The sequence below is a fragment of the Pseudomonas sp. TSO6 genome (genome assembly GCF_056098905.1).
The window spans coordinates 49954-63094 of the sequence record NZ_JBLZWV010000058.1 but is presented as its reverse complement, the minus strand read 5'-3'; the positions used below and the strand labels follow the sequence as shown (position 1 = coordinate 63094).

The following is a 13141-nucleotide window of genomic DNA, read 5'->3' as shown; positions in this document are numbered from 1 at the left end:
CCCTGTGGGAGCGGGTTCACCCGCGAAGAAGGCGACACGGTAGATGGCACCGGCTGCGCCGGTGTTCGCGGGTGAACCCGTTCCCACAGGGTTCCCGGTAGCATCGAATCAAGATTTTGTTCTATTTGGCAGAGCGAGAGTGGATGTGAGCAAACGAGCCTTTAACTTCTGCGCAGGCCCTGCCGCGCTTCCTGATGCTGTCTTGCAGCGCGCCCAGGCAGAGATGCTGGACTGGCGCGGCAAGGGCTTGTCGGTGATGGAAATGAGCCATCGCAGCGACGACTACGTGGCCATCGCCGAAAAGGCCGAGCAGGACCTGCGTGACCTGCTGTCCGTCCCCTCCAACTACAAGGTGCTGTTCCTGCAGGGCGGCGCCAGCCAGCAGTTCGCCGAGATTCCGCTGAACCTGCTGCCGGAAAGCGGCACTGCCGACTACATCGAAACCGGTATCTGGTCGAAAAAGGCCATCGAGGAAGCGCGCCGCTTCGGTAACATCAACGTCGCCGCCAGTGCCAAGCCCTACGACTACCTGAATATCCCGGGCCAGAACGACTGGAACCTGACCAAGAACGCTGCCTACGTGCACTATGCGTCCAACGAGACCATCGGTGGCCTGCAGTTTGACTGGGTGCCGCAGACTGGCGATGTGCCGCTGGTGGTCGACATGTCCTCCGACATTCTCTCGCGCCCCATCGACGTGTCGCAGTTCGGCCTGATCTACGCCGGCGCGCAGAAAAACATCGGCCCAAGCGGCCTGGTGGTGGTCATCGTGCGCGAAGACCTGCTGGGCCATGCCCGCAGCAGCTGCCCGACCATGCTCGACTACAAGGTTTCGGCTGACAACGGCTCGATGTACAACACCCCGGCCACTTACTCCTGGTACCTCTCGGGCCTGGTCTTCGAGTGGCTGAAAGAGCAGGGTGGCGTCGACGCCATGGAGCAGCGCAACCGCGCCAAGAAAGAGCGCCTGTACGGCTTCATCGACAACAGCGATTTCTACACCAACCCGATCAGCGTCAACGCCCGTTCGTGGATGAACGTGCCGTTCCGCCTGGCTGACGAGCGCCTGGACAAGGCCTTCCTCGCCGGCGCCGATGCCCGCGGCCTGCTCAACCTCAAGGGCCACCGTTCGGTGGGCGGCATGCGCGCTTCCATCTACAACGCCCTGGGCCTTGAGGCTGTAGAAGCCTTGGTGGGCTACATGGCCGAATTCGAGAAGGAGCACGGCTGATGTCCGAACAGGAACTCAAGGCGCTGCGTGTACGCATCGACAGCCTCGACGAGAAGATTCTCGAGCTGATCAGCGACCGTGCCCGTTGCGCTGAAGAAGTCGCCCGGGTCAAGACCGCCTCGCTGAAAGAAGGCGAGAAGCCGGTGTTCTACCGCCCTGAGCGCGAAGCTGCTGTGCTCAAGCGCGTCATGGAACGCAACAAGGGCCCGCTGGGCAACGAAGAGATGGCGCGGTTGTTCCGCGAAATCATGTCGTCGTGCCTGGCCCTTGAACAGCCGCTGAAAATCGCCTACCTCGGCCCTGAGGGTACCTTCACCCAGGCTGCGGCCATGAAGCACTTCGGCCACGCGGTGATCAGCCGGCCGATGGCGGCCATCGATGAAGTGTTCCGCGAAGTGGCGGCCGGTGCCGTCAACTTTGGCGTGGTGCCGGTGGAAAACTCCACCGAAGGCGCTGTCAGTCACACCTTGGACAGCTTCCTTGAGCACGACATGGTCATTTGCGGCGAAGTCGAGCTGCGAATCCACCATCACCTGCTGGTAGGTGAGAGCACCAAGACCGACAGCATCACGCGCATCTACTCCCACGCCCAGTCGCTGGCCCAGTGCCGCAAGTGGCTGGACGCGCACTACCCGAACGTGGAGCGCGTGGCGGTTTCGAGCAATGCCGAGGCGGCCAAGCGAGTCAAGGGCGAGTGGAACTCGGCGGCGATTGCCGGCGACATGGCGGCCAACCTTTATGGTTTGACCCGCCTGGCAGAAAAGATCGAAGACCGCCCGGACAACTCCACGCGCTTTTTGATGATCGGCAGCCAGGAAGTGCCGCCGACCGGCGACGACAAGACCTCGATCATTGTCTCGATGAGCAACAAGCCAGGTGCCTTGCACGAGTTGCTGGTGCCGTTCCACCAGAACGGCATCGACCTGACCCGCATCGAGACCCGCCCGTCGCGCAGTGGCAAGTGGACCTACGTGTTCTTCATCGACTTCGTTGGCCACCACCGCGACCCGTTGATCAAGGCGGTGCTCGAGCAGATCAGCCAGGAGGCTGTGGCGCTGAAGGTGCTGGGCTCCTACCCGAAGGCGGTGCTTTGATCGAAGATTGCCGGGGCCGCTGCGCGGCCCATCGCCGGCAAGCCAGCTCCCACAGGTACAGCGGCAGTCTCCAGATTTGCGCGGTCCCTGTAGGAGCTGGCTTGCCGGCGATGGGCTGCAAGGCAGCCCCTGCAGTCTCACAGGCTGTCCAGATTTCAGAACAGGGTTCGCACCAGTGGTAAAAGCAGCAAAAACCAAACCTGAGCCGATCATCAACCGCCTGGTCGTGGTCGGTCTCGGCCTGATCGGTGGCTCGTTCGCCAAGGGCCTGCGTGAAAGCGGCCTATGCCGCGAAGTGGTCGGTGTCGACCTGGGCGCCCCTTCGCGCAAGCAGGCCGTGGCCCTGGGCGTGGTCGACCGCTGCGAAGAAGACCTCGCCGCAGCCTGTGTCGGTGCCGATGTCATCCAGTTGGCCGTGCCGATCCTGGCCATGGAAAAAGTCCTGGCCCTGCTGGCCCGGCTCGATCTGGGCGATGCGATCATTACCGATGTCGGCAGTGCCAAGGGTAATGTCGTCCGTGAGGCGCGTTCTGTTTTTGTAAACGAGAGCGGTCAGCGCCTGCCGCGCTTCGTCCCCGGCCACCCGATCGCGGGTTCCGAGCAGAGCGGGGTAGAGGCCTCCAACGCCACCCTGTTCCGTCGGCACAAGGTGATCCTCACGCCGCTGGCCGAAACCGACCCGGCCGCGCTGGCCCTGGTCGACCGCCTGTGGCGTGCGCTGGGTGCCGATGTGGAGCACATGTCGGTCGAACGTCATGACGAAGTGCTGGCAGCCACCAGCCACTTGCCGCACCTGCTGGCCTTTGGTTTGGTCGATTCGCTGGCCAAGCGCAATGAAAACCTCGAGATCTTCCGGTACGCTGCGGGAGGCTTCCGCGATTTCACAAGAATCGCCGGCAGCGACCCGACCATGTGGCACGACATCTTCCTCGCCAACCGCGACGCTGTCCTGCGCACACTCGATACATATCGCAGCGATCTCGACGCCTTGCGCGACGCGATCGCAGAAGGGGACGGGCACCAGTTGCTGGGTGTATTCACCCGTGCGCGTGTTGCCCGCGAGCATTTCAGTAAAATCCTGGCCCGCCGGGCCTATGTGGACGCTATGAACGCCAACGATCTGATTTTCCTGGCCCAACCGGGTGGCCGCCTGAACGGGCGGATCCGCGTACCGGGCGACAAGTCGATTTCCCACCGCTCGATCATGCTCGGCTCGCTGGCCGAAGGCACCACCGAAGTCGAAGGCTTCCTCGAAGGTGAGGACGCACTGGCGACCCTGCAGGCATTCCGCGACATGGGTGTGGTCATCGAAGGCCCCAACCACGGTCGCGTGACCATTCATGGTGTTGGCCTGCACGGCCTCAAGCCGCCGCCCGGGCCGCTGTACGTGGGCAACTCGGGTACCTCGATGCGCCTGCTGTCGGGCCTGCTGGCCGGCCAGTCGTTCGACGTGACCATGACCGGCGACGCTTCGCTGTCCAAGCGCCCGATGAACCGTGTGGCCAACCCGCTGCGTGAAATGGGTGCCGTGGTCGAAACCGGCCCGGAAGGCCGTCCGCCGCTGACCATTCGCGGTGGCCACAAGCTCAAAGGGCTGACCTACACGCTGCCGATGGCCAGCGCCCAGGTCAAATCCTGCCTGCTGCTGGCCGGCCTGTACGCTGAAGGCAAGACCACCGTTACCGAGCCTGCGCCTACCCGTGACCACACCGAACGCATGCTGCGCGGCTTTGGCTATGCGGTCGAGTCGAACGGCCCGGTGGCCTCGCTGCAGTCCGGCGGCAAGCTGACCGCTACCCGCATTGAAGTGCCGGCCGACATTTCCTCGGCAGCCTTCTTCCTGGTGGCGGCCTCCATTGCCGAAGGTTCCGAGCTGGTGCTGGAGCACGTTGGCATCAACCCGACCCGCACCGGTGTAATCGACATCCTGCGCTTGATGGGTGGCGACATCACCCTGGAAAACCAGCGTGAAGTTGGCGGCGAGCCAGTGGCCGACCTGCGCGTGCGCGGTGCTAGGCTGAAAGGTATCGACATCCCTGAAGAGCTCGTGCCGCTGGCCATCGACGAATTCCCGGTCCTGTTCGTGGCTGCCGCCTGCGCCGAAGGGCGTACCGTGCTGCGTGGCGCCGAAGAGCTGCGGGTGAAGGAGTCCGACCGTATCCAGGTGATGGCCGATGGCCTGATCACCCTGGGCATCAAGTGCGAACCAACCCCGGACGGCATCATCATCGACGGCGGCCAGTTGGGCGGCGGCGAAGTGCATGGCCACGGTGACCACCGTATTGCCATGGCCTTCAGCGTCGCCTCGCTGCGCGCCAGCGCGCCAATTCGCATCCACGACTGTGCCAACGTCGCCACCTCGTTCCCCAACTTCCTGGCGCTGTGCGCCGAAGTGGGTATCCGCGTGGCTGAAGAGGGCAAGTCGTGAATTCGCTGGCACCGGTCATCACCATCGACGGGCCGAGCGGCTCGGGCAAGGGCACGGTCGCCGGCCTGCTGGCCCGCGAGCTGGGCTGGAAACTGCTGGACTCCGGCGCGCTGTACCGCTTGCTGGCGTTCAACGCCAGCAATCATGGCGTCGACCTCACCAACGAAGAGCTGCTGACCAGGCTTGCCGCCCATCTGGATGTGCAGTTCATCGCTGCCCAGCCCGGTAAGCTGCAACAGATCATCCTTGAGGGTGAGGACGTCAGCAATGTCATCCGCACCGAAACCGTCGGCGCCGGCGCGTCGATGGTGGCCTCGCTGCCGGCAGTGCGTGATGCCCTGCTGGTGCGTCAGCGCGAATTTCGCGATGTGCCGGGGTTGATCGCCGACGGTCGCGACATGGGTACCGTGGTATTCCCTGACGCGCCGTTGAAGGTGTTTCTGACCGCCAGCGCAGAAGAGCGTGCACGTCGCCGTTACCTGCAGTTGAAGGGCAAGGGTGAAGATGTTAGTCTGTCGAGTCTGCTGGATGAGATTCGTGCGCGTGATGAGCGCGACACCCAACGTGCAGTGGCCCCGCTGAAGCCAGCGGCCGATGCCATTCAGTTGGACTCTACCGAGTTGTCCATCGAGCAGGTGTTGCAACGTATCAGAAGCGAGATCGCCCTGCGCGACCTCGCCTGATCGCCAGGAAAACAGGCAGGGGCACCAGTCAACGTCCTGCCGGCTTTCCTTTACTTAAAACGAACCCACATTGTCTGGAATGTGGTTATGGGCGTTTGTTTCGCCCGAATCTACAGGAATTAAAATGAGCGAAAGCTTTGCAGAACTCTTTGAAGAAAGCCTGAAAACCCTCAATCTTCAGCCGGGTGCCATCATCACCGGTATCGTTGTCGACATCGACGGCGACTGGGTTACCGTACACGCTGGCCTGAAGTCCGAGGGCGTCATCCCGCTCGAGCAGTTCTACAACGAAGCTGGCGAGCTGACCATCAAGGTCGGTGACGAAGTTCACGTTGCGCTGGACGCGGTCGAAGACGGCTTTGGCGAAACCAAACTGTCCCGTGAAAAAGCCAAGCGCGCCGAGTGCTGGATTGTTCTGGAAGCAGCTTTCGCCGCCGAAGAAGTGGTCAAGGGCGTTATCAACGGTAAGGTTAAAGGCGGCTTCACTGTCGACGTTAACGGCATCCGTGCGTTCCTGCCGGGCTCCCTGGTTGATGTCCGCCCTGTGCGCGACACCACCCACCTCGAAGGCAAAGAGCTGGAATTCAAGGTCATCAAGCTGGACCAGAAGCGCAACAACGTTGTTGTTTCGCGTCGCAGCGTGCTGGAAGCCGAGAACAGCGCCGAGCGCGAAGCCCTGCTGGAAACCCTGCAGGAAGGCCAACAAGTCAAAGGTATCGTCAAGAACCTCACCGACTACGGCGCATTCGTGGACCTGGGCGGTATCGACGGCCTGCTGCACATCACCGACATGGCCTGGAAGCGCATCAAGCACCCTTCGGAAATCGTTAACGTTGGCGACGAAGTCGACGTACGCGTTCTGAAGTTCGACCGCGAGCGCAACCGCGTTTCGCTGGGTCTGAAGCAGATGGGCGAAGATCCGTGGGTAGCTATCACTGCCCGTTACCCAGAAGGTACTCGCGTACAAGCTCGCGTTACCAACCTGACCGACTACGGCTGCTTCGCTGAGCTGGAAGAAGGCGTTGAAGGTCTGGTACACGTTTCCGAAATGGACTGGACCAACAAGAACATCCACCCGTCGAAAGTCGTTCAGGTTGGCGACGAAGTGGAAGTTATGGTTCTGGACATCGACGAAGAGCGTCGTCGTATCTCCCTGGGCATCAAGCAGTGCAAGTCCAACCCATGGGAAGACTTCTCCGGCCAGTTCAACAAGGGTGACAAGATCACCGGTACCATCAAGTCGATCACCGACTTCGGTATCTTCATCGGCCTGGACGGCGGTATCGACGGCCTGGTTCACCTGTCCGACATCTCCTGGAACGAAACCGGCGAAGAAGCCGTACGTCGTTTCAAGAAGGGCGACGAGCTGGAAACCGTCATCCTGTCGGTCGACCCAGAGCGCGAGCGCATCTCCCTGGGCATCAAGCAGCTGGAAGACGATCCGTTCTCCAACTTCGTTGCTGTCAATGACAAGGGCGCTATCGTCAAGGGCATCGTGAAAGAAGTTGACGCCAAAGGCGCCATCGTCACCCTGGCCGACGACATCGAAGCCACTCTGAAAGCTTCCGAAATCAGCCGTGACCGCGTTGAAGACGCGCGTAACGTTCTGAAGGAAGGCGAAGAGATCGAAGCCAAGATCATCAGCGTTGACCGCAAGTCCCGCGTTATCAGCCTGTCGATCAAATCGAAAGACGACGCTGAAGAGCGTGAAGCCATCCAGAGCCTGAAAAACGCTCCGGAAGCGGCTGCCGACACCACCATGGCTGCGCTGCTGCGCGAAGCAATGGCCAAGCAGAACTGAGTTCTGTTTGATCGGTAAAAAAGGGCGACCCTCGGGTCGCCCTTTTTTTTTGCGTTTTTTATTGGTGGGGTAGTGGGGGGTGTTTGCCGTAAGGGTTGTGTCGCCAGTGAGATCGAGCGCCGCCCGCGCGGCGCATCGCGAGCTGCGCTCGCTCCTACGTTTGTTTCGGGCCAGTAACGCCTGTGACAGGCGCGCGCGACCGCCTTGTTTGTACGACGCGATATCGCGCCATGCGCCAAGGCGTTCGCGCACAAATCCCACACGAATGATTGGCCCGAAACAAACGTAGGAGCGAGCAGAGCTCGCGATGCGCCGCGCGGGCGGCGCTCGATTGTTGCACCAGCGCAAATTCCTCGTTAGGCCCCGTCAACCCCCACCCTCTAGACCATTCTTGCAAAACTTCAATCTTGAATTTTTTTATTAAGTCAAGAACCACCCTGTTCAAATCCCTCCCAGCGTGCTACAAACTGGTTAAGCAATGATCTAGCTGCTTGATAACGAAGGGAAAAATATGACGAAGTCGGAGCTGATCGAACGTATTGTCACCCATCAGGGGCTGCTCTCGTCCAAGGATGTGGAGCTGGCCATCAAGACCATGCTTGAGCAGATGTCACAATGCCTCGCCACTGGCGATCGCATCGAGATCCGCGGTTTTGGGAGCTTCTCGCTGCATTATCGCGCCCCGCGCGTGGGCCGTAACCCGAAGACCGGCCAATCGGTCAGCCTCGAGGGCAAGTTTGTGCCGCACTTCAAACCTGGCAAAGAGCTGCGAGACCGGGTCAACGAAGAAGACGAGGCTGAAGCCTGATCAATCAAGGAGCATTCTGATGCGTAACCTCAAGCGCGCCCTGGCGGCGGTGTTCGTGCTGCTGTTGGCGGCTGTGGTGCTGTTCTTCGTGCTGGAGAACCAGCAGGCCGTGGCGTTGGTCCTGTTCGGTTGGGCTGCGCCGGAAATGCCGGTTGCTGTGCTGGTATTGGCCGCCCTGGTTATTGGCCTGGCAGTCGGGCCGTTACTGGGTGCCTACGGCGTGCAACGCAGCAAGCGCAAGATCAGAGAGTCTGCCCGTCAGGCGGCACTCAGCAGCCACTAAGGAAACTTCCTACGCCTGCTGAGGAAAGTATCACCTATGCACGCATCGGCCTTCATGGAGTAATAGCCCACTTCATTTTCGGCCCCGGCGAGTGTGCGCAGCATGGAATATCCCAGCCTTTCCCATCACGGTGCTACCCGCGGCGTCACCGGGTCTTGTCATCAGTTGCACCTTGGTCCGTCCGCCAGTGTGCTGATCGATTGCGGGCTTGAGCAGGGGGGCGAAGCTGCGCCGGGTGCGCAAAGCGCTGCGCTCGGCTTCGATATCCAGGGCATCCAGGCCCTGGTTATTACCCATGTTCATCTCGACCACGTTGGTCGCATTCCTGCACTGCTGGCTGCCGGCTATCGCGGCCCCATCATTTGCAGTGAGCCCTCTGCGCGGCTGCTGCCCCTTGTACTGGAAGATGCCTACAAGCTGAGCATCAGCAGCGAGCCTGCGCAGGTGGCGCGGTACATCGATTTCATCCGTGACCTGATCGTGCCGCTGCCTTTCGAGCAGTGGCACGCGGTGCTTGAGCGCCCTGGCCTGGTTTGTCGTATTCGCCTGCAGCGCGCCGGGCATCTGCTGGGTTCGGCTTACGTCGAGTGCGACATGCAGCATGGGCAGGCCAATAGCCGCTATGTGTTTTCCGGCGACCTGGGTGCGTGTGGCAACCCATTGCTGCGCCCGGTGCAGCCGCCGGAGCGAGCTGATGTGCTCGTGCTGGAAAGTACCTATGGCGACCGCCTGCATGCCCATGCCGGCGACCGTAGGCAACGGCTGGAAGCCGCCATCGATCGCGCCCTGGCTGACAAAGGCACCATCCTCATCCCGGCTTTTAGCCTGGGGCGCACCCAGGAGCTGTTATACGAGCTCGAAGACATCCTTCATCGCAAGGCGTTGTTGGGCGGCGCTGGCCCCGGGCCTGATGGCGACCCGCTCGACTGGTCGCAATTGCCTATCATCCTCGACTCGCCCCTGGCTCAGCGCATCACCAGCGTGTACCGGGAGCTGCACGACTACTGGAATGCCGAAGCAAGGGCGCGGCTTGCCGAAGGGCGGGACCCGCTGGATTTCAGCCAGTTGATCAGCGTGGATACCCATGCCCGGCATCAGCAGGTGGTCAATTACCTCAAAAGCACCGGGCGACCGGCGATCGTGATAGCTGGCAATGGCATGTGCTCGGGTGGGCGCATCGTCAATTATCTCAAGGCCATGCTCGGGGATGCGCGGCATGAGGTGATGTTCGTCGGCTATCAGGCCAAGGGTACGCCGGGGGCGGTGATACAGGCCAGTGAAGGGGCGCAAGGGTTTGTGCAGATTGATCTGGATGGAAGCCTGTACGAGGTCCGTGCGAAGGTGGTCACGTTGAGTGGGTATTCGGGGCATGCGGACCAGGCGGGGCTGGTAGAGTTCGTACAGGGGATACCGGATGTGCCTGGACGTGTAGCGTTAGTACACGGCCATCAGCGTGCGAAAGTGGCATTGCAGGAGGCGCTCAGGTCGCGTCTGGTCAAGCGTAATCCCGACTGGGAAGTACTTATTCCCTAATTATTGGGGTTACCGTTGAACCTTGACGCGTACCGTTGTCTCATCCGTATTGTCAAGGTTTGGAGGTCATTGGAGCTGCGCCGAAACCGGCCTGGAGCTGACGGTCGGTGGTGCGGTCTCATCCGTCTCCAGCACAAGCTACGTGAAAAAATCTCTGTTATTCTACGAGCCTGAGTTTGCGTCTTGAGCCTATGGATGGCCAGGAATCATCTCGCTGGGCGCGTACATTTATTGCCGCTGCATCCGAACGCGGCGGCTGTCAGATATATAAGACACATGTAGGTTTCCTGAGGTTTGAAACTTCAAGTTGCCGTTAAGGACTCGAATATGGAATTGATCCCGGTAATTCTATCCGGTGGCGTTGGTAGCCGTCTGTGGCCTGTATCGCGTGAGGCTCATCCGAAGCCGTTCATGACCCTGCCAGACGGGCAGAACCTCATCCAGAAAACCTTCCTGCGCGCCGCCGATCTGAACGGTGTGGTTGAAGTCCTCACAGTGACCAACCGCGAACTACTGTTCAAGACCGAGGACGAATATCGCTCCATCAACAAACATAACCTGAGCCAGGGCTACATCCTCGAGCCCTTCGGCCGCAATACCGCCGCTGCGGTAGCGGCTGCGGCACTGCAGCTTCTGGAGTCCCGTGGCCCGCAGGCGTACATGCTCGTGCTGGCCGCCGACCACCTGATTCAGAACGAAGCCGCTTTTGCCGACTCGGTTGCGAAGGCCGTTCAGTTGGCTGAGCAGGGTTGGCTTGTTACATTCGGCATCAGGCCGCAATACCCTGAAACCGGGTTCGGCTACATCGAAGCAGCATCTGGCGGTTTGCTTGAGGGCGGGCTCAAAGTCGAGCGTTTCGTCGAAAAACCAGACGCCAAAACAGCCGAATCCTACGTTGCGGCCGGTAACTATTACTGGAACGCCGGTATGTTCTGCTTCCAGGTGGGTACTGTACTCGAACAGTTCAAGGCACACGCTCCCGATGTGCTCGAGGCTGTAGAGCGTACGCTTGAGTCTTCGCGCCGTTCAACTTCAAAAGGCTATAGCTGCCTTGCGCTCGATGCCGAACGTTTCGCCGAGGTGCCGGATATTTCCATCGACTACGCCTTGATGGAGCGCTCGCAGAAAGTGGCAACTATTCCCTGCGATATCGGTTGGAGCGATATCGGTTCCTGGAACGCGGTCAGCGAGCTGACGCCCGCCGACGATCAGGGCAACCGCTTCGAAGGCGAAGTAATGGCTCATGATTCGCGCAATAACTACGTGAGCACAGAGGACCGCTTGGCTGCGTTGGTAGGCGTGCAGGACTTGCTGGTGGTAGATACCCCGGATGCGTTGCTGATTGCCCATAAAGACCATGCTCAGGACGTCAAGCATATCGTCAAGCGCCTCAAGAGCGATGGCCACTCTGCCCACTTGCTGCACCGTACGGTCCACCGCCCGTGGGGCACCTACACCACTCTGGAGGACGGCGACCGCTTCAAGATCAAGCGTATCGTGGTCAAGCCCAAGGCGTCGCTGTCGCTGCAGATGCACCACCACCGCAGTGAGCACTGGATCGTCGTCAGCGGAATGGCTGTCGTGGTCAACGACGACCAGGAGCTGATGCTCAACACCAACGAATCCACCTTCATTCGTGCTGGCCACAAACACCGCCTGCAGAATCCAGGTGTAATCGACCTGGTGCTGATCGAAGTTCAAAGCGGCGACTACCTCGGCGAAGACGACATCGTCCGCTTCGAGGACAATTACGGTCGTTGCGACGCCTGAGTTCTGGCGCTCCAGTTAGCCCCAAGCGCCTGAGCCAGGCGCGGGGCTGACTCCATTCGGCAAGCCTTTCGCCGACTACCCCCTTTCTGATTGGCGTTCGCGCAAGCGTCGCCGTATACAAGTGAGCTGTATGCACCCACCTATCCAGACCCGCTGCTTCAAAGCCTATGACATCCGCGGCCAGGTACCGGCGGACCTCAATGACGACATTGCCTATCGAATTGGCCGTGCCCTGGTGGCAGAGCTGGGCGGGCGTAGTTATGTGGTCGGCCGTGACATGCGCCTCGAAAGCCCCGGCCTGTCCCTGGCCCTGATGAAGGGCCTGACCGAAGGCGGTGCTGATGTGATCGACATCGGCCTTTGCGGTACCGAAGAGGTGTATTTTGCCACCAGCCACTACCGGGCGGACGGTGGCATCATGGTAACGGCCAGCCATAATCCGAAAGGCTACAACGGTATGAAACTGGTGCGCGAGCAGTCGCGGCCAATCAGTGGTGACACGGGCCTCAACGACATCCGCATGCGAGTCGAAGCGGGTGACTTGGGGACTGCTGCCACTACCGCCGGCAGCGTTCGGGAGGCACTCGATAAAACCGCCTACATTGACCACCTGCTCACTTACATCGAACCGGCCCAGCTTAAGCCATTGAAAGTGCTGGCTGACCCAGGCAATGGTGCTGTTGGCCCGGTGCTGGAACTGCTCAAGGCGCGCCTGCCCTTGGAACTCATCATCATCAATGGTGAACCCGACGGCAACTTCCCCAATGGCATCCCCAACCCATTGCTGCCAGAAAACCGTGACCTGACCCGCCAAGCTGTGCTTGATACGGGCGCAGACATGGGCATTGCCTTCGACGGCGATTTTGACCGCTGCTTCTTCTTCGACAACCAGGGGCGCTTCATCGAAGGCTACTACGTGGTTGGGCTGTTGGCTGAAATGCTGTTGGCAAAACACCCGGGCAGCAAAATCATCCATGACCCGCGCCTGACCTGGAACACGATCGAACAGGTTGAGGCTGCCGGGGGGGTGGCTATCCAGAGCAAAACCGGTCATGCCTTCATCAAGGAGCGCATGCGTGCCGAAGACGCCGTCTACGGCGGCGAAATGAGTGCCCATCACTACTTCCGAGATTTTGCCTACTGCGACAGCGGAAATATCCCATGGTTGTTGGTGGCCCAATTGATGAGCCTGTCCGGCAAAAGCCTGGCACAGCTGGTGGACGAGCGCATTGCGGCGTTCCCGTGCAGTGGTGAAATCAACTACGAAGTAGCGGATGTCAAAGGCACCATCGATAAAATCCTTGCCCATTACCTGCCGCATAATCCAACGGTAGACCGCACAGACGGAATCAGTGTCCAGTTTGAGCAGTGGCGCTTCAGTTTGCGTGGTTCGAACACTGAGCCGCTGCTGCGCTTGAACGTTGAAAGCCGCGCGGATGAGGCCCTGGTTGCAGAGCGTGTGGCAGAAATCGCCAAGCTGATTCAAGGGTAAGCAGCTTCGTTGAGGCAT

Annotated in this window: 10 protein-coding genes; all 10 read left to right on the top strand. The window is 60.4% G+C overall.

All coding sequences use genetic code 11. From position 1 onward, the window contains the following. Positions 1–145 precede the first annotated feature (145 nt). The 10 genes from serC to ACN6NG_RS22585 all read left to right on the top strand — a co-directional run bounded on the left by serC (position 146) and on the right by ACN6NG_RS22585 (position 13123). Positions 146–1231, top strand: a complete 1086-nt coding sequence (gene serC, locus ACN6NG_RS22630) for a 3-phosphoserine/phosphohydroxythreonine transaminase (RefSeq protein WP_059395297.1) — start codon at positions 146–148, stop codon at positions 1229–1231. Then, on the top strand, positions 1231–2325 hold the full coding sequence (gene pheA, locus ACN6NG_RS22625; protein ID WP_353456458.1) for a prephenate dehydratase: 1095 nt from the start codon (positions 1231–1233) through the stop codon (positions 2323–2325). Before serC ends, pheA begins: the two co-directional genes overlap by 1 nt. A 175-nt stretch (positions 2326–2500) precedes the next feature. Next, positions 2501–4753: a bifunctional prephenate dehydrogenase/3-phosphoshikimate 1-carboxyvinyltransferase gene (locus tag ACN6NG_RS22620; protein ID WP_474316318.1), complete on the top strand. Its 2253-nt coding sequence runs from the start codon at positions 2501–2503 to the stop codon at positions 4751–4753. Beyond that, positions 4750–5436, top strand: a complete 687-nt coding sequence (cmk, locus tag ACN6NG_RS22615) for a (d)CMP kinase (RefSeq protein WP_016501010.1) — start codon at positions 4750–4752, stop codon at positions 5434–5436. The genes ACN6NG_RS22620 and cmk overlap by 4 nt, the downstream gene beginning before the upstream one ends. Before the next feature lie 124 nt (positions 5437–5560). Further along, positions 5561–7237 (top strand): 30S ribosomal protein S1, encoded by a 1677-nt coding sequence (gene rpsA, locus ACN6NG_RS22610; protein ID WP_003252673.1) that lies wholly within the window; start codon positions 5561–5563, stop codon positions 7235–7237. A gap of 511 nt (positions 7238–7748) precedes the next feature. After that, positions 7749–8045 carry an integration host factor subunit beta gene (ihfB, locus tag ACN6NG_RS22605; protein ID WP_003252675.1) on the top strand — a complete coding sequence of 99 codons (297 nt, stop codon included), beginning with the start codon at positions 7749–7751 and terminating at the stop codon, positions 8043–8045. Positions 8046–8064: 19 nt separating this feature from the next. After that, positions 8065–8328, top strand: coding sequence for a lipopolysaccharide assembly protein LapA domain-containing protein (locus ACN6NG_RS22600; RefSeq protein WP_353456459.1), 264 nt, complete (start codon positions 8065–8067; stop codon positions 8326–8328). Between the two features lie 102 nt (positions 8329–8430). Next, positions 8431–9861 (top strand): MBL fold metallo-hydrolase RNA specificity domain-containing protein, encoded by a 1431-nt coding sequence (locus tag ACN6NG_RS22595; RefSeq protein WP_474316313.1) that lies wholly within the window; start codon positions 8431–8433, stop codon positions 9859–9861. Positions 9862–10188: 327 nt separating this feature from the next. After that, positions 10189–11631: a mannose-1-phosphate guanylyltransferase/mannose-6-phosphate isomerase gene (locus ACN6NG_RS22590; protein WP_197863308.1), complete on the top strand. Its 1443-nt coding sequence runs from the start codon at positions 10189–10191 to the stop codon at positions 11629–11631. A gap of 130 nt (positions 11632–11761) precedes the next feature. Beyond that, positions 11762–13123: a phosphohexomutase domain-containing protein gene (locus tag ACN6NG_RS22585; protein ID WP_474316311.1), complete on the top strand. Its 1362-nt coding sequence runs from the start codon at positions 11762–11764 to the stop codon at positions 13121–13123. The last annotated feature ends 18 nt before the right edge of the window (positions 13124–13141 follow it).

Coding starts and splice junctions, on each gene's coding strand:
- pheA (WP_353456458.1), top strand. CDS start 1,231: ATGTCCGAACAGGAACTCAAGGCGCTGCGTGTACGCATCGACAGCCTC.
- rpsA (WP_003252673.1), top strand. CDS start 5,561: ATGAGCGAAAGCTTTGCAGAACTCTTTGAAGAAAGCCTGAAAACCCTC.
- ihfB (WP_003252675.1), top strand. CDS start 7,749: ATGACGAAGTCGGAGCTGATCGAACGTATTGTCACCCATCAGGGGCTG.
- ACN6NG_RS22600 (WP_353456459.1), top strand. CDS start 8,065: ATGCGTAACCTCAAGCGCGCCCTGGCGGCGGTGTTCGTGCTGCTGTTG.
- ACN6NG_RS22595 (WP_474316313.1), top strand. CDS start 8,431: ATGGAATATCCCAGCCTTTCCCATCACGGTGCTACCCGCGGCGTCACC.
- ACN6NG_RS22590 (WP_197863308.1), top strand. CDS start 10,189: ATGGAATTGATCCCGGTAATTCTATCCGGTGGCGTTGGTAGCCGTCTG.
- ACN6NG_RS22585 (WP_474316311.1), top strand. CDS start 11,762: ATGCACCCACCTATCCAGACCCGCTGCTTCAAAGCCTATGACATCCGC.